The following is a 21,859-nucleotide window of genomic DNA, read 5'->3' on the forward strand; positions in this document are numbered from 1 at the left end:
GCGGAACCGATCGGTCCCGTCCGGTCGGCTCGTCCGATGGGCCCGTCAGATCAGCGCTCCGCTTCGCTATTCGCGCCCGCCCGCCGCCTCGGCCGCGCGCCCGCGGGTCGCGCGGACGGTCGCCGACGAGGCGGCGGCCACGGTGACCACGGCGCAGAGCGCGACGGTCGCGCCGATCTGCCACCACGGGACGACGGTCGGTGCGTCGGGCACGAGTCGGCTCAGCGAGGCGTGCTGGGTCGCGGCCGCGGCGACGGTCGCCGCCGCCGCGAGGGCGGTGCCGACGAGGACGGCGACGGCGGACTCGGCCGCGACCACCCTGACGATCTGGACGCGCACCGCGCCGGCCAGGCCGAGCAGCGCGAACTCCCGCCGTCGACCGGCCATCGCCATGACCAGCGTGTTGGCGACCGCGATCAGCGCGTAGGCCAGCGCGATCCCCAGGATGACCACCGCCGCGGTGTCGGTCTGCTCGGCGGCCTGCGTGCGGCGCGCCTCCAGGTAGGCGTCGTAGGTCGTGAGGTGCGCCCCGGAGCCGGTCAGCGCCCGGCGAACCGCGGCGGTCTGCCCCTCGTCGAGCGGACGCCCCCGGCCCGTCTCGGAGTCGAGGTAGGCCTGGGTCGGGGCCGGTGCGCCGGTCACGGCGGCGGACAGGTAGGTGTCGTCGCCGTGCAGGCCGCGGGCCACGACCGCCGCGATGACGGTCGGCACCCGCACTCCGGTCGGCAGCAGGACCACCACCTGGTCGCCGACCGCGAGGCCGTCCGACTCGGCCGCGTGCTCGTCGATGACCAGGAAGTTCGCCGGCGGTGAGGCGAGTGAACCGGAGCGCACGGGCGGGGTGATGGTGGTGCCCAGCGCCGCGGCGGGCACCGCGAGGGTGCTCAGCGAGTCGATCTGGTCGCCGGCGGCGGTGCCGATCCGGACGTTCATCGAGGTCACCGGGGTGACCCGGACCCCCGGGACCGCCGCCAGCCGTTCCAGCGTCCCGGCGTCGATCCCGGAACCGCCCGGCACGACCACGCCCGCCGCGTGGACCTCCTGCTGCTGGCGGGCGAGCACCGCCGCGTCACCGGACCGCTGCATCGTCAGCAGCGTGCCGACCAGCCCGACGGCCACCACGATCGGTGCCACCGTGGCCGCCGTCCGCCGCCGGGCGGTGAGGACGTTCTCGCGCACCAGCAGCGGGCCGGCCTTGGCGGAGCCGCGCAACGGGCCGACCAGCAGCCGGGTGACCGGACGCACCAGGACCGGTGCCAGCAGGGTGAACGCCCCGACGTAGAGCACCGGGACGGCCTCGTACTTGCGCGCGCTCGCCGCGAGGTACGGCTCGGTGCGCGCGATGACGACCCCCGCGGCGACCGCGCCGACCAGCATCCCGGCCCCCAGCAGCCAGCGGACCGGCGTCATCGCACGCCGCTCCACCACGCTCTCGCGCAGCACCTCCACCGGCCGGACCAGCGAGACCCGGACCAGGGTCGAGGCCGAGCCGGCCAGCGCCGCGGCCACGCCGAGGACGAAGGCGACCAGCAGGGCCGGCAGGCCGATCGGGATGGTGAACCAGTCCGGGGCCACGCCGTGGCCGAGCATCCACGACCGCAGCGGCACGGTCCCCAGCGGGGCCAGGACGCAGCCGACGGCCGCGGCCGCCACCCCGATCAGCAGCGCCTCGCCGAGCACCATGCGCCGCACCTGCCGGGGCGAGGCACCCACCAGCCGCAGCAGCGCCAGCTCACGGCGGCGCTGCTCGGCGGCGAACGCGAAGGTCGCGGTGACCACGAACACCGCGACGCACACCGCGAGTCCGGTCGTACTGCCGGCCATCGCCTGGGCGTCGGCCAGCGCCTGCGCGCCGCCGGTGGAGTCGGGGTCGAGCCGGGTCAGGTCCGTGCCCCCGAGGACCACGGCCCGTCCGGCGACGGCGGCCGCGAGCCGCCCCGGGTCCTGGTCGGTGACCAGCGCGTTGACGCCGGGGGAGAGGCGCTGCGCCTCGGTGTCGCCGAAGAAGACCGCGCTCTCGAACCAGAGCGCGTCGGTGACGCCGACCACCGTGTAGCGGCGTGGCCCGTCGGGCGCGGGGGCGTCGGAGGCTGTAGCGCCGGAGACTTCGCCGAGGGAGGCGGCGGCGCCGTCGGAGGCTACGCCGTGCGACGCGGTGTCGGTGCCGGTGGCCGCAGTGCCCACCTCCACCGTCCGGCCGACCAGCGACTCCGCGCCACCGGTGACGGCGATCTCGCCCGCCGCCTGCGGGGCACGCCCGGCGAGCAGGCGGTAGCCCGCGAAGGCGGCCGAGGACCAGGGGTGGCCGGTTCGGCCCACCTGGCTGGTCGCTCCCGGGGAGCCCGCGTCCAGCCGGACCGGGAAGCTACGGTCGGCGGTCGTCGTCCCCGCCGCGGTCACCTGTGCGACGACCTCGGCCGACAGCACCGCCGGGGCCTTCATCGGCTGCCCATCGAAGCCCAGCGGGGCGACCACCGTCGCGGCCGCCCTGAACCGCTGCGGCCCCGGGTGCGGCGTGCCGAAGGTGGCGGCCAGGGTCAGCGCCATCATGCCGATCATCGTGGTGCCGAGCGCGAGGGCGACGAAGGCGCCGAGGAAGCCCGTGAGGCGGTGGCGCAGCGTGGCCAGGGCGAGGCTCAGCACGGCTTCGCCCGATTCCCACCGAGGCCTGCCTCGTTTCGCCGTTCGCTGTTTAGCCGTTCGCTTTCCGACGGCCCGTCCATTCCGCCCCGGGCGTCCGATCCCGGCCCGCCGCCCGGCTCCAGGGCCGCCATGCGCAGCGCCACGCCCTCGGCCGTCGGCTCCAACAGCTCGCCGGTCACCCGGCCGTCGGCGAGCAGGACCACCCGCTGCGAGTAGGAGGCGGCCACCGGGTCGTGCGTCACCATGATCACCGTCTGGCCGTGCTGTTCGACGACCCCGCGCAGCAGGGCCAGGACCTCGCGCGCGGTGCGCGAGTCCAGGGCGCCGGTGGGCTCGTCCGCGAAGATCACCTTGGGCCTGGCGGCCAGCGCACGCGCGATGGCGACCCGCTGCTGCTGGCCACCCGACAGCTCGGCGGGCCGGTGCTCGCCGCGCTCGGCGAGACCGACCTCGGCCAGGCCCCGCTCGATCGCCGCCGGATCGATCGCTCGGCCCGCCAGTCGCAGGGGAAGCTCGACGTTCTGGCGGGCCGTCAAAGCCGGTACGAGGTTGAAGGACTGGAACGCGAAGCCCATGTGCGCGCGACGCAGCTCGGTCAGGGCGCGCTCGGAGAGCCTGTGCAACGGCGCGCCGTCCAGCAGGACCCGGCCCGCGTCGACCCGGTCGAGGCCCGCCGCGCACTGCAGCAGCGTCGACTTGCCGGATCCCGACGGGCCCATGATGGCGGTGAAGGTGCCCGCCGCGAAGGCGACGTCCACCCCGTCGAGCGCCCGCACCGAGCTGTCGCCGCGCCGGTACGCCTTGTGCACACCGATCAGGCGGACGGTGTCGGCCACGCCCGCGTCCGCCGCGGTGCCGGGTGCGGGACGCGCAGCCCGCGTCGGTAGAGCCCTGTTCCGGAACACTCGCTCGCCATCTCCCTGGATCCGACGGCCGGTTGGACCGGCCGGGCGGCAACGATCACCCGCCGCACCCGACGCTAGGCCCGCCAGCGGCGCCCGCACCTCCGGACTGCCCCTGATCTCGACCCTGAGGAACCCCTGACCCTTACGCCGACGGGCAGCAGGGTGCGCCCCGAGCCTGGGCTCCCGCCCGTGCCGCAACTGCGAATGCCTGTAGGGGTGTTGGGGGGCTGTCGCTCCGGTCGGAAGGGCCGGACGAATCCCAACTGCACGTCAGCGCAGGCCCGCTCCCTCCTGCGGCCACGCCGGGCTTCCCGCCTTCGGCCCGACGCGCCGGCCAGGCTCGGCAGGTGCGGGGGCACTCGGACAGGATCCGCCGCGCGCCCCCGGCCGGCCGGCAACCGTGGCTCCTGTCATGGGTTCCCGAGCACGGGAGAGCAGTAGGAGTTCACCAGCGGGGTGACACCGCACCCCGGTGGACTCACCCGCCTGCCCCCTCGCGGGCCTCGTGGGCGATGGGCGTTATGTATTTGCCTAATTGGTTTAGGTAAATTAGCCTGCCGATTATGAAGCAGCTGACCGAACCAGAGATCCGAGCCGCCTTCCTGAACTGCAGCAAGGGCGAGGCCAAGAGGCTGTTCGTCCCCCGGGACCTGGTCGAGCGGCCCTGGGGGGAGCTGGACTTCCTCGGTTGGCGGGATCCGCAGGCTCCCGATCGGGCCTATCTCGCCGCCGAGTCGGACGGGCGCGTCGTGGCCGTCGCGCTGCGCAGTCCCGGTGCCGCCGCGTGGCAGGGGCGGCGCAGCATGTGTTCGATCTGCGTGACCGTGCACACCGGTGGTGTGTCGTTGATGGTCGCCGCGAGGGCGGGCAAGGCGGGGAAGCAGGGCAACTCCGTGGGTGCCTACATCTGCAGCGACCTCGCCTGTTCGCTGTACGTCCGGGGCAAGAAGGACGCGGGCCCGGGGTCGGGTTTCCACGAGTCGCTCACCCTGGAGGAGCGGATTCAGCGGTCCGTCGTGAACCTCGCGGCGTTCGTCGCCAAGGTCGCGGCCTGACGGCGAGCGTCGACGACAGGTCCCGCACGGGAAGTCGATCCGGTCGACTCCCGGGTGCGGCAAGGGGGAGGGCCGGCACTGAATCTGTAGACCGGTCTGCAGATTTTCTGCGGGGCCGGACCGGGAGGGGTGGATGTTGACCTTGCTGGGTGCGCAGGAAGTCGATGTGGTCGACTTCCTGCGCGGGTGGACGGGCACCGGTCAGCGCTGCTGCGCAAATCGGTAGACCGGTCGGTATATTTTCCCGAAGGCTGGTGCGAGCCGGTCAGGGTTTGCGGGCTACGGCGCCGTACATGCTGACGCGGTCGGCGTCGGGGGAGGGGGTGGTCTCGGGGCGCCAGAGGGGGACGGTGGTGACGCCCGGGGTGAGGACGTCGAGGCCGTCGAGGAAGGCGCGGACCTCGTCGCGGGTGCGGCCGACGAGGGGTGCGGTGGCCTTGTCGTAGACGCCGGTGACGCGGTCGCGGACCGCGGCGGGGATGAAGTCGGCCGTGCCGTGGGAGAGGATCAGGTGGCTGCCGGACGGCAGGGCGTCCAGGAGGGTGGTCACCACCTGGTAGGGCTTGTCCTCGTCGCGCAGGAAGTGCAGCACCGCGGCCAGGACGAGGCCGATCGGGCGGGAGAAGTCGAGGAGTTCCTCGCTCTCGACGGCGGCGAGTACCGCGGCCGGTTCGCGCAGGTCGGCCTGGAGGACGGTGGTGCCTCCCGAGCCCGTTCCGGACATCAGTGCGCGGGCGTGGCTGAGCACGATGGGGTCGTTGTCGACGTAGACGACGCGCACGGCCGGGTTGACGGCCTGGGCGATCTCGTGGGTGTTGCCGGCGGTGGGGATGCCGGTGCCGATGTCGAGGAACTGGTCGATGCCGAGGTCGGCGACGCAGCGTACGGCCCGGGTGAGGAAGCCCCGGTTGGCGCGCGCGGTGGAGCGGAACTCCGGGTTGGCCGCGAGGGCCTTCTCGGCCGCGGCGCGGTCGGCGGGGAAGTTGTCCTTCCCGCCGAGGTAGTAGTCGTACATCCGGGCCGGGTGCGGGATGTCGGGTCTCAGGTCGGCGGGGACTCCGGGTCGGCCGGGATCCCACATGCTCTCGTAGCCCACGGGCATGACCGTCGCCCCCATCTGTCGAAGATCTGACGATCTACTTGCAGCGTTCTTGGCGGACAGCTTAAAGCCCTGGTCAAGGCGGTGGAGGCGGATGGTCGGGTCGCCCCGGAATGCCCCTTCTATGCCTGTTTCGCCCGCAGGTGGGCCCCGCGCGACCCCTGTGCCTCGCCGCGCGCCGTCCGCCGTCCCGGCGCAGGATGGGAGGTCCCGGCACCGTAGCGCCGGAGCGCTGCGACACGAGGGCGCCGGGAGACGGGAGGTCAGGGTCGTGGCGATCGACATGGCAGACATCCGGGAGTGGCGCGGCCACGCGGTGGTCGACGAGAAGAGCCACCGCATCGGCTCGCTGGAGGCCGTCTACGTGGAGACGGCCTCCGACCAGCCCTTCTTCGCCACGGTCGCGATCGGCCTGGCGACCCGGCGCCGGCTGGTGTTCGTTCCCCTGGACGGCGCGGTGGTCGGGCCGAAGTACGTCCGCGTCCCGTTCTCGAAGGGCCAGGTCAAGCAGGCCCCGTCGATCGGCACCGACGACGTCCTGCCCGCCGAGGACGAGCCCGCCGTGTTCGCGCACTACGAGCTCCCCTACGCCACGGGTGCCGGCGGCGAACGGCGCCTCGCCCGCCGCTGAGCCCTGAGCCCTGAGCCCTGAGCCCCGAGCCCCGAGCCCGACCCGGGCAGGTCGTCGCGCCCAGGTCGGGCCGGGGTCGCGCCGCCGGTCGGCCCACATCGCACCCCCGGGGGAATGGATACCCCGCGGGGTACACTTGTCAGTCGACAGTCGATGTGAAAGGCGGCCCGGACATGCAGGTGGACGAGGAGTCGGTCGGCGCGGTGCTGAACCGGCTGCGCCGCGCCCAGGGCCAGTTGGCCGGAGTCATCGCGATGATCGAGGCGGGGCGCGACTGCAAGGACGTCGTCACCCAGCTCGCCGCGGTCTCGCGCGCCCTCGACCGGGCCGGCTTCAAGATCGTGGCCAGCGGCATGCGCCAGTGCATGGCCGCCGCCGACGACGACACCCCGCCGATGAGCGAGGCCGAGCTGGAGAAGCTGTTCCTCGCGCTTGCCTGACCTGCCCTTGCCTGACCTGACCCTGCCTCACCTTGCCCGCAATGACTCGGCCTGACCCTGCCCGCAATGACCTGGCCGGGCCCTGCCCGCAATGACTGGCCGGCTCCGAGCTCGGCCGAGCAGCCGTTGCCGTACCGATCATGGAGTCCGTCGGTCGAACGGGAGTCTCGACCGGGTGGTCGCGGGCCCTGCCCGGCATGGGGGCAGGGCCTGGCGGTAGGCGGGGAAAATCCAGGGGAGCGGGCGGCCGCGCGCTGATACGGTCGGGCGCCATGAGCTGGCTTCCCGATGACTTCGTCCACCCCGTCCTGGTACCGCTGCCGGGCGGTGGCCATCACCTGCGGCCGATCCGGGAGGCGGACGCCCCGCTCGACTATCCGGCCGTGATGGGTTCGCGCGAGCGGCTGTGGGCCATGTTCGGTCCGGCCTGGGGCTGGCCCGCGGCCACCATGACCTACGAGGCCGACCAGGCCGACCTGTTGCGGCACGAGAAGGAGATCGCCGCACACCAGTCCTTCAACTACGCGCTGTTCGACGCAGCGGAGACGGCTCTGCTCGGCTGCGTCTACATCGACCCGCCGGAGCGGGCCGGCGCGGACGGCGAGATCTCCTGGTGGGTGGTGGACGAGCTGGTGGGCAGCGAGGTCGAGCAGGCCTTCGACGCGCTGGTACCGCAGTGGATCGCCGCCGACTGGCCGTTCGAGCAGCCGCGCTTCCTCGGCCGCGGGATCTCCTGGTCGGACTGGCTCGCCCTGCCGGAGCATCCCGACGCGTAAGTGCTCGTCGCCCGTACCGGTCGGCCGTCCTGACCGATCGCCACCACCCCCGGCACAGCCGCCTACTCCGGGTCGGCGTCCTCGTCGAAGTCCCCCAGGTGCAGCGGTGTCCGGGCCGGCCCGCCGGCCGTCAGCACCTCGGCGAGGAGCGGGGCCAGCCGTTTGGGGCGCACCGTCTCCGAGGTGGTGGCGAGTTCCTGCACGGTCCACCAGTGGTGCCCGTGCGAGGCCTCCGCGGGGTCGACCCTGGTGGCCGCGGCCTCCGCGGCGCTGAGGCGGACGAGGCGGTACTCCTCGTGCTGGTCGAAGGCCCGGCCGTCGACGCTGAGGTGGGTCCGCCGCGTCCAGAGGAGGGGGCCGAGCCGCTCGGCGGGCAGGCTCAGCGCCGTCTCCTCGCGCAGTTCGCGCAGGGCGGCCTGCCGGTGGTCCTCGCCGTCCTCCACCCCGCCGCCGACGGTGAACCACCAGCGGGCGCCCGGTCTGCGGGGGTCCCGCGCGCAGAGCAGGAGGAGCCGGTCGCGCTCGTCGACCAGCAGGACGCGGGAGGTCCACCTCATCGGCACCACGAGGTCGACCCTACCGGCCCGCCGGCGGCCGCGCGGCGCCGGAACCAGCCAAGCCCACCCCACCCGGCGGCGCCTGCGCCCCGGAGTTCCCGAACCGCCCGATGTTCCGTCATGCGTCGTTCACGTCCCGGTCGCTGGCCTTCGGATGAATGAGGGCCGCCCGCAGTTGTACAGCCAACTGCGAGGCCTCCCTCCCAACCTCCGTGACCAGCCGCGCGCGGACCCGGCCGTCCCCCGGCGGACCGGCCCCGGGCGGCGGACAGGACAACCGTGGCCGCAGGCAGCGCCCTGACCCTCACCTCCTCCGCCAACCCCACCGAAGGCGACCGGCTCACCTTCCACTGGACCACCGACGCCCCCGACGCCAAGAACTGGGTCGGTGTCTACGACGGCACCCGCCAGCCCGGCACCGGCTCCTCCCTGCTGTGGAAGTACACCCCGGCCGCCTCCGGTGACGTCCAGCTGGACACCTCCGCGCTCACCGGCGGCCCGTACACCGCCTACCTGCTGGCGAAGGACGGCTACGGCGTGCTCGCCCGGACCGAGCCGTTCAGCTTCCGCCCGAAGCCGGCCGTCGTGCGCCCGCACGCCGCCGTGGACGCACTCACCGCCACCCCGGTCGCCCCCGGTGCCGCGCTGACCGTCAGGCTCGGCGGCCTCTGGTCCCGCCCGGCGGGCAACGCGGCCGGCACCGCCGCGTTCCGCAAGGTGAGCGGCCCGTCCTGGCTGAACGTCAGCACCGACGGCACGCTCACCGGCACCGCCCCCGCGGCCGGCGCGGCGGGTGCGGCCGGCAAGACCCCGGAGGTGGTGGTCGTCGCCGTCAAGGACAGCGCGGTCAAGGACGGCACGGGCGCCACCGACACCGTCACCGTGCTCGTCCCCGTCGCCGACCCGGCCGCGCCGCCGCGCCTCAAGGCCGCCAGCTGGAACCTGCACGACGCGGGCCGCGGTCACACCGACGCGCTGGAGAAGCAGCTGCGCGTCGTGCTCACCCAGGGCCTGGACGTGCTCGCCCTCCAGGAGACCGCCGGCGAGCGCGCGAAGACCCTCGCCGACGCGCTCGGCTGGTACGCCTACCAGAGCCCCGGCAGTGTCGGCATCCTCAGCCGTCACCCGCTCACCGACGTCACCCCGGTGACCGCGGACCTCCCCGCGGCCGCGGCCACCGTCCAGCTGCCGGGCGGGCGCACCGTCCGCTTCTGGGCCGCGCACCTGGACGAGGCCGGTTACGGCCCGTACGCGATCCAGGACGGGCGCAGCGCCGCCGACGTGACCGCCGCCGAGGCCGCCTCGCTCCGCGGCCGGCAGGCGACGGCGCTGGCCGCCGCGGTGCGCGCCGACGCGGCCCGGCACGTCCCGGTGGTGCTCGCCGGGGCCATGTCCTCGCCGTCCCACCTGGACTGGACGGCCGCCACCGCCGCCGCCCACAACGGGGTCGGCGCGCTCGACTGGCCGGTCAGCAAGGCGCTGCAGGGCGCGGGGCTGACCGACGCCTTCCGGGAGGAGCGCCGCGACCCGGTGGCCTTCCCGGGTGCCACCTGGTCGCCCACCCGCAAGCAGCGCGGTGACCGGCCGGAGCCGCAGGACCGCACCGACCACGTCCACTACGCGGGCCCGCTGAAGCTGGTCGAGGCGCACACGCTGGTCGCCGACTGGCCGCAGCCCGAGCCGAACACCGCCGCCAACGAGTGGCCCTCCGACACCGCCGCCGCCGTCGCCACCTTCCAGCTCTGAGAGGCCAGTTCGTGATGTCCGAGCTCTCCCGCCGCACCTTCGTCGGCGCCACCGCGGCCGTCGGCGCGACCGCCCTGACCGGCCTGGCGGCCGCCCCCGCCGAGGCCGCTCCTGCTCCCGCCCCCTCCCCGGACCGGCTCACCGGCACCATCAAGGACGTCAAGCACGTCGTGGTGCTGATGCAGGAGAACCGCAGCTTCGACCACTACTTCGGCACGCTCTCCGGCGTGCGCGGCTTCGGCGACCGCCAGGCCCTGCGCTTCCCGGACGGCACCGACGTGTTCCGCCAGCCCGACGCCGGGCGCAGCGACGGCGGGGCGATGCTGCCGTACCGGATGGACACCTCCAGGTACAACGCGCAGAACGCGGGCGGTCTGGCGCACGACTGGGCGACGGGCCACCAGGCCATCAACAACGGCGCGATGAACAAGTGGATCGCGGCCAAGGGCGAGCGGACCATGGGGTACTTCACCCGGGACGACATCCCCTACCAGTACGCGCTGGCCGACGCCTTCACCCTCTGCGACGCCTACTTCACCTCGCTCGCCGGCCCGACCGACCCCAACCGCCTCTACCTGTGGACCGGTACGGCCGGGCCCGGCCGCGACGGCACCACCGGGCCCTGGATCGACAACACCCCGGTCACCGACAACCCCGTCGCCGACTGGACCACCTACGCCGAGCGCCTGGAGCAGGCCGGCGTCAGCTGGCGGGTCTACCACAACCCCAGCAAGGACGACCGCACCGGCGACTACGACGACAACGCGCTCTCCTACTTCAAACAGTTCCACGCGTTCCCGCCCACGGACCCGCGGTACGTCAACGCGATGACCAAGTTCGACCCGGCGGACTTCGACCGGCACTGCAAGGACGGCACCCTGCCGACGATCTCCTGGCTGGTCGCGCCCTACCTGTTCTCCGAGCACCCGGAGGCCGGCCCGGCGTACGGCGCGCACTGGGTCGACCAGGCCCTGCAGTCGCTGATGTCCAACCCGGACGTCTGGCGGCACACCGTGTTCCTCGTGATGTACGACGAGAACGACGGCTACTTCGACCACATGGTCCCGCCCACCCCGGAGCCGGGCACCCCCGAGGAGTTCACCCACGGGCGTGCGATCGGTCTGGGCAACCGCGTCCCGCTCTGGGTCGTCTCGCCGTGGTCGCGCGGTGGGTGGGTCGACTCCCAGGTCTTCGACCACACGTCCGTGCTGCGCTTCATGGAGCTGGTGACCGGGGTCGCCGAGCCGAACATCTCCGCCTGGCGCCGGGCCGTCTGCGGCGACCTGACCAGCTGCCTGGACTTCGCCGCGCCGGACCACTCGATCCCCGAGCTGCCGGACACCACCGCGCTGATGGCCAGGGCCGACGCCGGGACCAAGCTGCCCGGCGTCGTCCTGCCCGCGGTCGGCGCCCAGTCGATGCCGGTCCAGGAGCGCGGTGAGCGGCCGCACCGCGCGCTGCCGTACCAGCCGTGGGCCGACGTGGAGGTGGACCGGACGAGCGGCAAGGTCGTCTGCACCCTGAGCAACGACGGCTCGGTCGCCTTCCCCTACACCGTCTACCCCAACATCGTGTTCCCGTTCGCGGGCACCCCGTACACCGTCGCGCCCGGCGCCACCGCCACGTACACCTGGGACGCGGCCGCCACCAACGGGCGCTACGACTTCACCGTCCACGGCCCGGACGGCTTCGTGCGCCGGTTCGCCGGCACGGTGGTCCGTGACGGCCGGGACGGACAGAACGACGTCGCCGTACCGATCGTCACCGCGGACCTGCGCGGCCGTCGGCTCACCCTGCAGCTCGTCAACGACGGTCTGACGGACCTCGCCTTCACGGCCGAGCCCAACGACTTCGCGGGGACGGCGCGGACGGTGTGGGTGCGGCCCGGCAAGCAGGTCGACGTGGCCTGGCCGCTGGACGGGCAGGGCCGCTACGACGTGGTGGTCACCGCCCACAGCGGGCGGCGCTTCGCCCAGCGCTACGCGGGCTGGGTGCACTGACCGGTCGGGTCCACGGACCGGCCCCGGCGCGCGGGCCCGCCCCGCGCGCCGGGTGTCACCACCAGCCACCCGCCCCGGGGGCCGCGCACCCCGGGGACCGCACACCCTCCCGCCCCCGCGGCGCCTCGCCCGGGCGCTCCCGGCCGCTCCCGTGCGCGCGGGGCGCCGAACCGGTGACCCCCGGCCGTGGCTCGGCCACCCGGCCGCGGCCCGGGTCTACGGTCGGGCGCATGCAGAAGATCACCACCTTCCTCTGGTTCGACGACCAGGCCGAACAGGCCGCGACCTTCTACACCTCGCTCTTCCCCGACTCCCGGATCACCCAGGTCAACCGCTACGGCGAGGCCGGCCCCGGCGCCCCCGGCTCGGTGATGACCGTGGTCTTCGAGCTCGCCGGCCAGCAGTACGTGGCGCTCAACGGGGGCCCCGAGTTCCGCTTCACCGAGGCGATCTCGCTCCAGGTGGACTGCGAGGACCAGCAGGAGGTCGACGACCTCTGGTCCAGGCTCACCGCCGACGGCGGGCAGGAGGGCCCCTGCGGCTGGCTCAAGGACCGCTGGGGCCTGTCCTGGCAGATCGTGCCGCGGGTCCTCAACGAGCTGATCAGCGGGCTGGACCGGGCCGCGGCCGACCGGGTGATGGCGGTGATGCTGCAGATGCGCAAGATCGAGGTGCAGCCGCTGCTCGACGCGGCCCGGGGCTGACGGCGCGCGACCGAGGTCCCGGAAGACTCCGGGGGAGACGCAGCGTCAGCGCCCGGCCCCCACCGTCGGGCGCTCCCGTCCCCCCTGCTCCGGCCCGTCGCCCGGGCCGGCCGGCCGGCCCCGCCGCCGGGCCCGCCAGCGCTCGCCCCGCAGGAAGCGGCGCAGCCCGGCGAACCGGGAGAACCGCTCCCGGTTGGCCACCGAGGCCCGGTCCAGCTCCTCCATCAGCCGCCGGCCGCGGTGCTCCGGGTCCAGCTCGTCCAGGATCCGGTCCACCTCGGCCAGGATCGACCCGTGCAGCTGCCACGCCTCGGGGTGCTCCTGCACCCTGCGCAGCAGCACCTGGGCGACGTTCTCCCGGCAGCTCCAGGCCGCGGCCAGCTCGGCGGCCAGCCGCTGCTCCGCCTCCTCGGCGTTGCGGCTGACCTGCGTGGTCACCAGCACCGCGAAGCTCACCATGGCCCCGCCGACGTGCCCGAGCAGCTCCTCCAGGCCGACCGCCACGTCCGGGGGGAGCAGCCGTTCGCCGGGTGCCCGGCGTTTGGCCAGGTCCGTCAGCGAGCGGGCCAGCACCCGGATCACCACCACGCAGATCTCCAGGGTGTCCAGCCCGGTGCGCAGCACCAGCCGGGAGAGCAGCCCCTCGCTGATCCGCGGATTGAGCCGCAGGCTGTCCTCGGCCTGGCGCAGCGCCGCGTCCACGTCGGCGATCGCCTGGTCGAGCCGCCGGGCCTCGTGCAGCCGCTCGGCGGCCCGGGCGACCGGGGTCGGGCGGCCCAGCTCCTCGGAGATGTCCAGCAGCAGGTGGCGGGCGCGCCGGGCGAGGTCCTCGATCGACTCGCCGGCGGTGTCCACCCACACCGGAGGGGCGAACAGCAGGTTGAACAGCAGGCCGACGGCGGCGCCGATGAGCGTCTCCAGCACCCGGTCCCAGGCCTGCGAGGCGAGTTTGGTGACGCCCAGGATCAGCATCGCGCTGATCGCGACCTCCTGGACGAACTCCTCGACCCGGACGAACCGGCCGACGACCAGCGAGGCGAGGATGATCAGCCCGAGGCTCCACCAGGAGAGCCCGACCACGGCGCTGAAGCCGATCGCGATCAGGACCCCGACCACCACCGAGTTGACCCGGCGGATGCTGGTCTTGAGCGTCGAGTAGACGGTGACCTGCACCACCAGCAGGGCGGTGAGCGGGGCCGTCAGCGGGGCCGGCTCACTGCTGAGCCTGGTCGCCACCGCGTAGGCGAGGGTGGCGGCCACCGTGGCCCGCACGGTCTGCACGACGAAGGGTTCTCGGGCGCCGCGGCGGACGAGGGCCGTCAGGGACTCCGGGAGAAGGGACATGTGGCCCTTCTTTCCCCGCAGCCGCCGTCCACACCGCCGGGCGGCCCGACGGGCACCCGTATGCCCGTTCCGGAGCCGTCCGGCGCCCTACGGAGCCACCCCGCGGCGCGTCCCCGTGCTCCAGCCGGGCCGACGACTCATCGGGGCCGACGGTTCGGCGGCCCAGCGGTTCAGCGGTTCAGCCGCAGCTTCCAGGGCGCCAGCGCGGACTCGACCTGTACCCCGATGCTCATCTTCGAGGCGCCCTCGATCCGCTCCTCGAAGCGGATCGGCACCTCGCGGATCGTCATGCCGCGCTGGACGACCCGGTAGTTCATCTCGACCTGGAACGAGTACCCGCTGCTCTGCACGCTCGGCAGGTCGATCGCCCGAAGGGTGGCGGCCCGCCAGGCCTTGAAGCCCGCGGTGGCGTCCCGGACGCCCAGGCCGAGGATGGTGTTGACGTACAGGTTGGCCCAGGCGGACAGGGCCTTGCGGTGCCAGGGCCACTCCGCGGCGGTGGAGCCGCCGGGGACGTAGCGGGAGCCGAGCACCACGGCGGTCTCGTCGGCGAGCAGGGCCTCCACCATGGCGGGTATCGCCGAGGCGGGGTGCGAGAGGTCGGCGTCCATCTGCACCACGACGTCCGCGCCCTCGTCCAGCGCCCGGGCCATGCCGGCCAGGTAGGCGCGGCCGAGGCCGTTCTTCTCGGTGCGGTGCAGCACGCCGACGGTGCCGCCGGAGTCCGCGGCGAGCTTGTCGGCCAGTTCGCCGGTGCCGTCCGGGGAGTTGTCGTCGACGACCAGCAGGTGCAGGTCGGGAACCGGGAGGTCCGCGAGGAGCCCCGCGAGGACCGGGAGGTTCTCCCGCTCGTTGTACGTGGGGACGACGACAACGACCTTCGGGGAGGCCTCGACCATGTTCTGTTCCCTCGTGCCCTCGCCGGCCGGCACCCGTGCCGCACCGGTCGGTCTGTCTGGACGACCTGCGCTGGATTGGACCGTGTGAGTGTATCCGTGCCACGGGGCTCCCCCCGCCCCGGGCGTCCCGGCCGACCCGGCTGACGGCCCGTCGGAAGACCGTTCGACCTCGATGCGTGTCCATGCCAGGCTGCCGCTGCCGTCCGACCGACCGACATGGAGACCTCTTGTGAAGATCCGTCGCCCCCCGGCTCCTCGCCGCCGCCCCGGCCCCGGGAGCGACCACCTGACCGGGCCCTACGCCGGGCCGTAGACGGTGGCCAGGTCGTCGGTGGCCGGGTGGGTGCGGGCGGCGGGGCCGGCGGCGAAGGTGCGCAGGACGTTCTCGGTGACCTTGCGGACGAGGTCGCCGGCGCGGGCGTCGATGCCGTGGTCGGCGCCGGTGCCGCCGGGGCCGTGCGCGTCCAGGGCCTCGACCCAGCGCATCGTCCCGGTGGCGAACACCCCGGCGCCGCCGGGGAGGGTGTGGTAGGCGGTGTCGGCGTGCGAGGGCCGGCCCTCGCAGACCACCGGGGAGTGGGCGAGCACCTGGATCGGGCGCGGGGTGGGGAAGGCGGTGTCCACCCGGTCGTACTCGACGCCGACGAGGTGCGGGAAGGACGCCCCGGCGGCGACGCCGGTGCCCTCGAAGGCCCAGTGGTCCGCCGCGCGGACCACGTACGGGGCGTCCACCGGGTAGCCGTCGTAGAGGACGCCGAGCAGGGAGCTCTCGGGGTCGGCGCCGGGGTCGGCCCGGAAGTCGGTGGTGGCGGGTGCGCCGGCCAGGTGGCCCGGGTCCTGCGCCCAGGCGCCCTTGTAGCAGACCACCGTGCGGTCCGGGCCGAGCTCGGAGGGTTCGAGGCGGATCCGGCGGTAGCAGCAGTTGGCGCCGAGGACGGCCAGGTTGGTCCCGGCGTCGCGGGCCGCGGTGACGTGGGCGCGCTGCTCGGGGGACCAGTACTCGTCGTGGCCGAGGGACACGACGGTGCTCGCGCCGTGCAGCAGCCCGGGTTCGCGGGCGACGTCGATGCCGGTGGTGTAGGCGAGTGGCAGCCCGAGCCGCTCGGCGAGCGCCACCAGCGGGGCCTCGTAGACCAGGAACAGCCCGGCGCCGTGGTCGTAGTCGTACGGCCGGTCGAAGACGACCCGCAGCGAGCGGGTGGCGAGCCCGCCGGTGGGGCCGTTGTAGAGGCTGTGCCCGCCCCACTCGTTGTAGGCCTGCCAGGTGGCCGGGGCGCTCATCACCACGGTCCGGCCGGCGGTGGTGGCGGAGCGGACGGTGAGCGGGACGTAGCGCCGGCCGGTGCCGTCCTCGGCGTCCAGCCGCAGCAGGTAGGCGCCCTCGGGCCAGCCGGTGGTGTCCACGGCGAGGGTGCGCCGCCAGCCGGTGAGCACGGTGCGGGTGGCCGGGTCCACGTGCGGCGCCGGCTGTCTGCCGCCGGGGACGTGCTCGCGGCGCCAGACCAGGCGGGCGCGGGCGCCGCCGTACCAGCCGGCGCGGTAGGCGGAGACGGTGAAGGCGGTGGCCGGGGTGGAGACGTGCAGCCCGAACTGCTCGCCGGGCAGCACGCTGACGCGGTCGGCGAAGCCCTCGATGGCGTCGGCGGGGCCGGGGTCGGTGATCTCCCAGTCCGGGTCGCCGGGGAGGGACTGCTCGGTGCGCAGGCCGACGTGTTCGGCGGTGCCCGGGCCGCCCGCGTCGGGGGAGGGGTGCGGTGCGGGGGCGGGGTGGGGCGGTCCGGTGCCGCAGGAGGAGAGGGCCGCGGCCATCAGGCCCAGGCCCAGTACGCCGCGCCGGCTCGGTTCCGCCATCGTGGCCTCCCTGGTGTCCGATCGGGTCCGTCGCCGGGGTGCGACGGCTCGCTGCGCCGCCGCGCCGCGTCCGGACGCCGGACCGGGACGGCGGGCCGAGACGGTGGGTCACGACGGGTGGGTCACGACGCCGCGTCAGGGCGGGTGGGTACCGACGGCGGGTCAAGACGGTGGTCAAGACGGCGGGTCAACGCGCGCGGTCATCCTTACCCCTCGGGGGTGAGGTCTACGGGCCGCCGCGCCGGGTGGCCGTCCGCCGGCGGGGCGGCCCCGCCTCGCCGTGCACCGCGCCCGGGGCCGTCCGGGGGTACCCCGGCGTGTCCGGGCCCGCGGCCGCCCGGCCGTGGCGCCGTGTCACCTAGCCTGACCAGGCCCGCCGTCCGGCGGTCAGGGGGTCCGGCGCCGTGTGCCCGGCCGACCGTGGACAGGGGTGCGCGTGGTCTCGTCGGGTTCGGTCGGAGCTGGGTCGGCGCCCGTGAACCGCGGCTCGCGGTTCCGGGCGTGGTTGCTGGAAGGCCTGTCCGACATGGCCAAGCAGCACCCCGGCCCGCACGCGCAGGCCCCGCACGTGAAGGGCCAGCGCTGGTGGCGGGTGATGTGCCTGACCGGTCTGGACTACTTCTCCACGCTCGGCTACCAGCCCGGCATCGCCGCGCTCGCGGCCGGCCTGGTCTCGCCGATCGCGACCCTCGTGCTGGTGGTCGTCACCCTGCTCGGCGCCCTGCCGGTCTACCGCCGGGTGGCGCAGGAGAGTCCGCACGGCGAGGGCTCCATCGCGATGCTGGAGCGGCTGCTCTCGTTCTGGCAGGGCAAGCTCTTCGTCCTGACGCTGCTGGGCTTCGCGGGCACCGACTTCATGATCACCATCACCCTGTCGGCCGCCGACGCGACCGCGCACCTGGTGGAGAACCCGCACCTGCACACGGCGCTGGACGGCAAGCAGGTGCTGATCACGCTGATCCTGATCGCGCTGCTCGGCGGGGTCTTCCTGAAGGGTTTCGGCGAGGCGATCGGCCTGGCCGTCGTCCTGGTCGGGATCTACCTGGCGCTCAACGTCGTGGTGGTGGTCAACGGTCTCTGGCACGTGCTCAAGGCCCCGCACCTCTTCGCCGACTGGACGGACGCGCTCATCGCCGAGCACGGCAACGCGATCGCCGTGATCGGCGTCGCCCTGATCGTCTTCCCGAAGCTCGCGCTCGGCCTGTCCGGATTCGAGACCGGCGTCGCCGTGATGCCGCACATCGAGGGCGATCCGGAGGACACCGAGGAGAAGCCGACCGGCCGGATCCGCGGCGCCCGCAAGCTGCTCACCACCGCGGCCGTGATCATGAGCTGCTTCCTGATCACCACCAGCTTCATCACCACCCTGCTGATCCCCCCGGACGACTTCAAGACCGGGGGCCCGGCCAACGGTCGGGCGCTCGCCTACCTCGCGCACGAGAACCTGGGCAGCGCCTTCGGCAGCGTCTACGACCTGTCCACCATCGCCATCCTCTGGTTCGCCGGCGCCTCCGCGATGGCCGGACTGCTCAACCTGATGCCCCGCTACCTGCCCCGCTACGGCATGGCCCCGCACTGGGCCCGGGCCGTGCGCCCCACGGTGATCGTGCTGACCCTGATCGCCTTCCTGGTCACCTGGCTCTTCGACGCCAACGTCGACGCCCAGGGCGGCGCCTACGCCACCGGTGTCCTGGTGCTGATCAGCTCGGCCGCCATCGCCGTCACCATCGCCGCCCACAAGGCCGCCCAGCGCCGCTGGACGGCCGGCTTCGCGGTGATCGCCGCGGTCTTCCTCTACACCACCGCCGTGAACATCGCCGAGCGGCCGGACGGCGTCAAGATCGGCGCCTGCTTCATCGCCGGGATCATGCTGGTCTCCTTCCTGTCCCGGCTCAAGCGGGCCTTCGAACTGCGCGTCACCGACGTGGTGCTGGACGACGTGGCGGAGCGCTTCGTCCGCGACTACATGCACCGCCCGCTGCGGCTGATCGCCAACGAGCCGAACAGCAGGGACCTCGCCGAGTACCGGGACAAGATCCACCAGATCCGGCGCGACAACGACATCCCGGCCGAGGACGACCTGGTGTTCGTCGAGGTCACCGTGCTGGACCCGTCCGACTTCGAGGCCGAGCTCACGGTGCGCGGGGAGGTCCTGCACGAGCGCTACCGGGTGCTCTCGCTGGAGAGCTCCAGCGTGCCGAACGCGCTGGCCGCGCTGCTGCTGCGGGTGCGCGACCTCACCGGGCAGCAGCCGCACATCTACTTCGAGTGGACGGAGGGCAACCCCTTCGCCCAGTTCCTGCGGTTCCTCCTGTTCGGGCAGGGCGAGATCGCGCCCGTGACCCGGGAGGTGCTGCGGGAGGCCGAACCGGAGCGCAGGCGGCGGCCGGCGGTGCACGTCGGCTGACGGCGTCGCCGCGGCCCGGTGTCCCGGGGGCCCGCGGCGGTGCGGCCGGTGCGGCCCGGTGGTCAGCGCCTCGGGTGGGACCGGCTCCAGGCGGGTGCGACGACGGCCACCAGGGCGACGGCGAAGCCGAGTTGGAGCAGGTGGCGGATCCAGTCGATGCCCGAGGTGTGGCGCACGCCGATCCAGCCGGAGACGGCGTTGCCGAGCCAGGCTCCGGCCGCGCCGAGCAGCATGGTCAGCCACCAGGGGATCGACTGCGGGCCGCGCAGCAGCAGCTTGGCGAGCAGGCCCAGCACGAAGCCGATCATCAGGATCCACAGGAGCTGGAACATCGCGGTCCACCTTCCGGGCGCGGCCGGAGGGGCACCGGTGCGCCGCATCGCCGAAGACACGGTTCGTCCCATGATCGCCCGGTTCCGCCCGTCGGGCATGTCGGCGCGAAGACCCGCAGGTCAGCGAGGTGTGCCACGGTAAACATCATGTGGCGGTGACGTGTGGGAAGCGAAAACGCGCCGATGAGCGGGCCGGAAACCCACTGTCCGTCAGGGGCGGGCGCCGATAGGAATGTGCCTGGCGCGGACCCGCCGCGTCATCGAGAGGAGCCCCCCGTGAGTCGACTCCGCGCTGCCGTCATGACCCTCGGCTGTACCGCCGCCGCCCTCACCCTGACCATGGGCACCGCACAGGCCGCGCCCGGCGACACCACCACCATGTGCGGATCCTCGCTGACCCCCAGCGGCTTCGTGGACGTCCAGTGGTGGAACAGCGGCGGCTGCGGCTCCGGCTTCAACCCGAACACCAAGAAGATCATGCAGCTCACCGGCTACCCCGTCGGCACCGTCGTCAACGCCTGCGGCTCCACCTGGCCGCCGGCCGGCTGGACCATCGTCAGCAGCTTCTACAGCGCCGGCTGCAAGTACTCCGCGGTGCCGAGCCTGAACGACAACTCCTGGCAGCTCAAGCGCGTCTCCTGACGCCCGTCGGGAGGCGGCGGGCTCCCGCCGGCCCGACCGCTGCAGGCCCGGACACCCGCAGGTCTCAGCGGTCCAGCACCGCCTCGACGGCCTCGCGGACGTCCGGATGCGGGTCCCCGGCGAGGCCGGCCAGCAGCGCCGCGACCCCGGGGGTGGACCAGCCGCCGACGGCCCACACCAGCTCGGTGCGCACCCCCGGGTCCGGATGGGCGGCGAGCCGGGCGAGCCGGTCCACCGGCCCGCGGCGGCGCATCCCGAACCAGTGCAGGGCGGCCCGCAGTTCGGCGGCGTCCCCCGGCTCGCCGGCGGCGTCCAGCCGTGCAAGCAGCACCGGCACGGGCGGCGGCGGGCCGTCCAGCGGGTGCGGAAGGCGCTCGCGCAGCCGGCGGCCGCCGTACTCGCCGCGGATCCGGCAGCCGTAGCAGGTGCAGGGCCGGGTGCCGTGGGCGTCCGGCCGGTAGCGCCAGCCGGCGACCTGGGGCACCGGGCGGATCCGGTGCACCTCGCGGGGGCCCGCCGCCCGCGGCACGAACACCTCCCAGCCGCGCGGATCGGCCAGTGCACCGATCCGGCGCACCGCCTCGGCGGCCGGCAGCCGCTGCTGGGCGGCCTGCGCGCGGTCCCGGTAGTGCCCGGCCAGTACCGGCTGCGCGTCGTCCAGCCGGAGGTGCACGGCGACCAGCGGGCCCCGGGCGCCGAACCGGGCCAGCTCGCGCAGCCACTGGTGGGTCAGCGGGTAGGACGGCAGCACGGGGAAGCAGTACAGCCCGCGTGCGCCGCCCTGCCCGCGGCTGTCGGCCCGGATTCCGGCGCGGCGGATCCGCGGCGTGTTCGCCGCGGCGGTCAGGTGCACGAACATCGCCATGGAGGGGGACGTTAGGGCCTCGCCCGGGCGGGGCGCGAGGGGATTTCCCGGTGCCGCCCCGTACGGCCACGGCCCGGGCCGTGGCCGTGGCCGTCTGCCAGAATCGCCGCATGGCTGAGCATCGCGGCGAGGACGGCTACCTGCTGGACAACCGGCAGTCGGAGGCCGGCGCCCGCTTCGGCGCCCTCGCCGAGCTGTTCGACCCGGTGACCTTCCGGCACGTCGACCGGCTCGGGATCGGCCCCGGCATGCGCTGCTGGGAGGTCGGTGCCGGCGGCCCCTCCGTCCCGCTCGGACTCGCCGAGCGCGTCGGCCCCACCGGTGAGGTCGTCGCGACCGACATCGACGTGTCCTGGACCGCCGGTGCGGCCGGCGGCGTGATCCGGGTGCTGGCCCACGACGTGGCGGCCGACCCGCCGCCGCCCGGCGGCTTCGACCTGGTGCACGCCCGGCTGGTGCTGGTCCACGTCGCCGACCGTGCGGAGGCCCTGCGCCGGATGGTCGGGGCACTGCGCCCCGGTGGCCGGCTGCTGCTGGAGGACGCCGACCCCGCCCTGCAGCCGCTGCTGTGCCCGGACGAGTCGGGCCCCGAGCAGCGGCTCGCCAACCGTCTGCGGGCCGGCTTCCGGACCCTGATGGCGGCCCGCGGCGCGGACCTCTCCTACGGCCGGACGCTGCCGCGGGTGCTGCGCGAGGCGGGCCTGGTCGACGTCCGGGCCGACGCGTACTTCCCGATCACCTCGCCGGCCTGCGCCGTGCTGGAGGACGCGACCGTGCGGCAGATCCGGCACCACCTGACCGGGCAGGGGCTGGTTACCGACGAGGAGATCGACCGCCACCTCGCGAACGTCGCCGCCGGCCGGCTGGACCTGGCCACCGCCCCGATGGTCTCCGCCTGGGGCCGCCGCCCGTAGGGCGTGTCCGGCGTCGCGCGCTCGGCACGATCCGCCGGGCCGTCCCTGA

19 protein-coding genes are annotated in these 21,859 nt (G+C 74.1%); 10 read left to right on the top strand and 9 right to left on the bottom strand.

Features of this window, described 5'->3' with window-relative positions; all coding sequences use genetic code 11:
• Window positions 1-66 precede the first annotated feature (66 nt).
• Together AB0N04_RS09530 and AB0N04_RS09535 are read right to left on the bottom strand one after the other, a co-directional pair.
• Window positions 67-2,643 (bottom strand): FtsX-like permease family protein, encoded by a 2,577-nt coding sequence (locus tag AB0N04_RS09530; protein WP_360206213.1) that lies wholly within the window; start codon window positions 2,641-2,643, stop codon window positions 67-69.
• The gene (locus AB0N04_RS09535) at window positions 2,637-3,479 is read right to left on the bottom strand and encodes an ABC transporter ATP-binding protein (RefSeq protein ID WP_360206210.1); all 843 of its coding nucleotides are present in this window, start codon (window positions 3,477-3,479) and stop codon (window positions 2,637-2,639) included. Before AB0N04_RS09535 ends, AB0N04_RS09530 begins: the two co-directional genes overlap by 7 nt.
• 632 nt (window positions 3,480-4,111) lie before the next feature.
• Here AB0N04_RS09535 and AB0N04_RS09540 point away from each other — a divergent pair.
• Window positions 4,112-4,603 carry an FBP domain-containing protein gene (locus AB0N04_RS09540; protein ID WP_360206207.1) on the top strand — a complete coding sequence of 164 codons (492 nt, stop codon included), beginning with the start codon at window positions 4,112-4,114 and terminating at the stop codon, window positions 4,601-4,603.
• Between the two features lie 265 nt (window positions 4,604-4,868).
• On the opposite strand, the gene AB0N04_RS09545 is transcribed toward AB0N04_RS09540, so the two are convergent.
• Window positions 4,869-5,699, bottom strand: coding sequence for an SAM-dependent methyltransferase (locus AB0N04_RS09545; protein ID WP_360206204.1), 831 nt, complete (start codon window positions 5,697-5,699; stop codon window positions 4,869-4,871).
• Window positions 5,700-5,985: 286 nt separating this feature from the next.
• Between AB0N04_RS09545 and AB0N04_RS09550 the strand changes: the two genes are divergently transcribed.
• The 3 genes from AB0N04_RS09550 to AB0N04_RS09560 all read left to right on the top strand — a co-directional run bounded on the left by AB0N04_RS09550 (window position 5,986) and on the right by AB0N04_RS09560 (window position 7,549).
• The gene (locus AB0N04_RS09550) at window positions 5,986-6,333 is read left to right on the top strand and encodes a PRC-barrel domain-containing protein (RefSeq protein WP_360206573.1); all 348 of its coding nucleotides are present in this window, start codon (window positions 5,986-5,988) and stop codon (window positions 6,331-6,333) included.
• A 173-nt stretch (window positions 6,334-6,506) separates the two neighbouring features.
• Window positions 6,507-6,773, top strand: a complete 267-nt coding sequence (locus AB0N04_RS09555) for a metal-sensitive transcriptional regulator (RefSeq protein ID WP_360206201.1) — start codon at window positions 6,507-6,509, stop codon at window positions 6,771-6,773.
• Window positions 6,774-7,045: 272 nt separating this feature from the next.
• The gene (locus AB0N04_RS09560; RefSeq protein ID WP_360206198.1) at window positions 7,046-7,549 is read left to right on the top strand and encodes an N-acetyltransferase; all 504 of its coding nucleotides are present in this window, start codon (window positions 7,046-7,048) and stop codon (window positions 7,547-7,549) included.
• Between the two features lie 62 nt (window positions 7,550-7,611).
• On the opposite strand, the gene AB0N04_RS09565 is transcribed toward AB0N04_RS09560, so the two are convergent.
• On the bottom strand, window positions 7,612-8,106 hold the full coding sequence (locus AB0N04_RS09565; protein WP_360206571.1) for an NUDIX domain-containing protein: 495 nt from the start codon (window positions 8,104-8,106) through the stop codon (window positions 7,612-7,614).
• A gap of 279 nt (window positions 8,107-8,385) precedes the next feature.
• Between AB0N04_RS09565 and AB0N04_RS09570 the strand changes: the two genes are divergently transcribed.
• From AB0N04_RS09570 to AB0N04_RS09580, 3 genes are all read left to right on the top strand, one after another.
• Window positions 8,386-9,852, top strand: coding sequence for an endonuclease/exonuclease/phosphatase family protein (locus AB0N04_RS09570; protein WP_360206195.1), 1,467 nt, complete (start codon window positions 8,386-8,388; stop codon window positions 9,850-9,852).
• A gap of 14 nt (window positions 9,853-9,866) precedes the next feature.
• Window positions 9,867-11,852, top strand: coding sequence for a phosphocholine-specific phospholipase C (locus AB0N04_RS09575; protein ID WP_360206193.1), 1,986 nt, complete (start codon window positions 9,867-9,869; stop codon window positions 11,850-11,852).
• A 230-nt stretch (window positions 11,853-12,082) separates the two neighbouring features.
• Complete coding sequence (locus AB0N04_RS09580) at window positions 12,083-12,556, top strand: VOC family protein (RefSeq protein ID WP_360206190.1); 474 nt, start codon at window positions 12,083-12,085, stop codon at window positions 12,554-12,556.
• Between the two features lie 45 nt (window positions 12,557-12,601).
• On the opposite strand, the gene AB0N04_RS09585 is transcribed toward AB0N04_RS09580, so the two are convergent.
• The 3 genes from AB0N04_RS09585 to AB0N04_RS09595 all read right to left on the bottom strand — a co-directional run bounded on the left by AB0N04_RS09585 (window position 12,602) and on the right by AB0N04_RS09595 (window position 16,650).
• Complete coding sequence (locus tag AB0N04_RS09585) at window positions 12,602-13,900, bottom strand: aromatic acid exporter family protein (protein WP_360206187.1); 1,299 nt, start codon at window positions 13,898-13,900, stop codon at window positions 12,602-12,604.
• 170 nt (window positions 13,901-14,070) lie between these two features.
• On the bottom strand, window positions 14,071-14,799 hold the full coding sequence (locus AB0N04_RS09590; RefSeq protein WP_360206184.1) for a polyprenol monophosphomannose synthase: 729 nt from the start codon (window positions 14,797-14,799) through the stop codon (window positions 14,071-14,073).
• A 297-nt stretch (window positions 14,800-15,096) separates the two neighbouring features.
• Complete coding sequence (locus AB0N04_RS09595) at window positions 15,097-16,650, bottom strand: N,N-dimethylformamidase beta subunit family domain-containing protein (RefSeq protein ID WP_360206181.1); 1,554 nt, start codon at window positions 16,648-16,650, stop codon at window positions 15,097-15,099.
• Between the two features lie 526 nt (window positions 16,651-17,176).
• Between AB0N04_RS09595 and AB0N04_RS09600 the strand changes: the two genes are divergently transcribed.
• Window positions 17,177-19,057, top strand: coding sequence for an amino acid transporter (locus AB0N04_RS09600; RefSeq protein WP_360206179.1), 1,881 nt, complete (start codon window positions 17,177-17,179; stop codon window positions 19,055-19,057).
• A gap of 62 nt (window positions 19,058-19,119) precedes the next feature.
• Here AB0N04_RS09600 and AB0N04_RS09605 read toward each other — a convergent pair whose 3' ends face one another.
• The gene (locus AB0N04_RS09605; protein WP_360206176.1) at window positions 19,120-19,389 is read right to left on the bottom strand and encodes a GlsB/YeaQ/YmgE family stress response membrane protein; all 270 of its coding nucleotides are present in this window, start codon (window positions 19,387-19,389) and stop codon (window positions 19,120-19,122) included.
• A gap of 276 nt (window positions 19,390-19,665) precedes the next feature.
• Between AB0N04_RS09605 and AB0N04_RS09610 the strand changes: the two genes are divergently transcribed.
• A complete protein-coding gene (locus AB0N04_RS09610; RefSeq protein WP_360206173.1) occupies window positions 19,666-20,031 on the top strand; it encodes a hypothetical protein in 366 nt (121 codons plus the stop codon).
• Window positions 20,032-20,095: 64 nt separating this feature from the next.
• Here AB0N04_RS09610 and AB0N04_RS09615 read toward each other — a convergent pair whose 3' ends face one another.
• Window positions 20,096-20,896: a HEAT repeat domain-containing protein gene (locus AB0N04_RS09615; protein WP_360206171.1), complete on the bottom strand. Its 801-nt coding sequence runs from the start codon at window positions 20,894-20,896 to the stop codon at window positions 20,096-20,098.
• 110 nt (window positions 20,897-21,006) lie between these two features.
• Between AB0N04_RS09615 and AB0N04_RS09620 the strand changes: the two genes are divergently transcribed.
• Complete coding sequence (locus AB0N04_RS09620) at window positions 21,007-21,810, top strand: methyltransferase domain-containing protein (protein ID WP_360206168.1); 804 nt, start codon at window positions 21,007-21,009, stop codon at window positions 21,808-21,810.
• The last annotated feature ends 49 nt before the right edge of the window (window positions 21,811-21,859 follow it).

It is taken from the genome of Kitasatospora sp. NPDC051702, from assembly GCF_040681575.1.
GTDB lineage: Bacteria > Actinomycetota > Actinomycetes > Streptomycetales > Streptomycetaceae > Kitasatospora.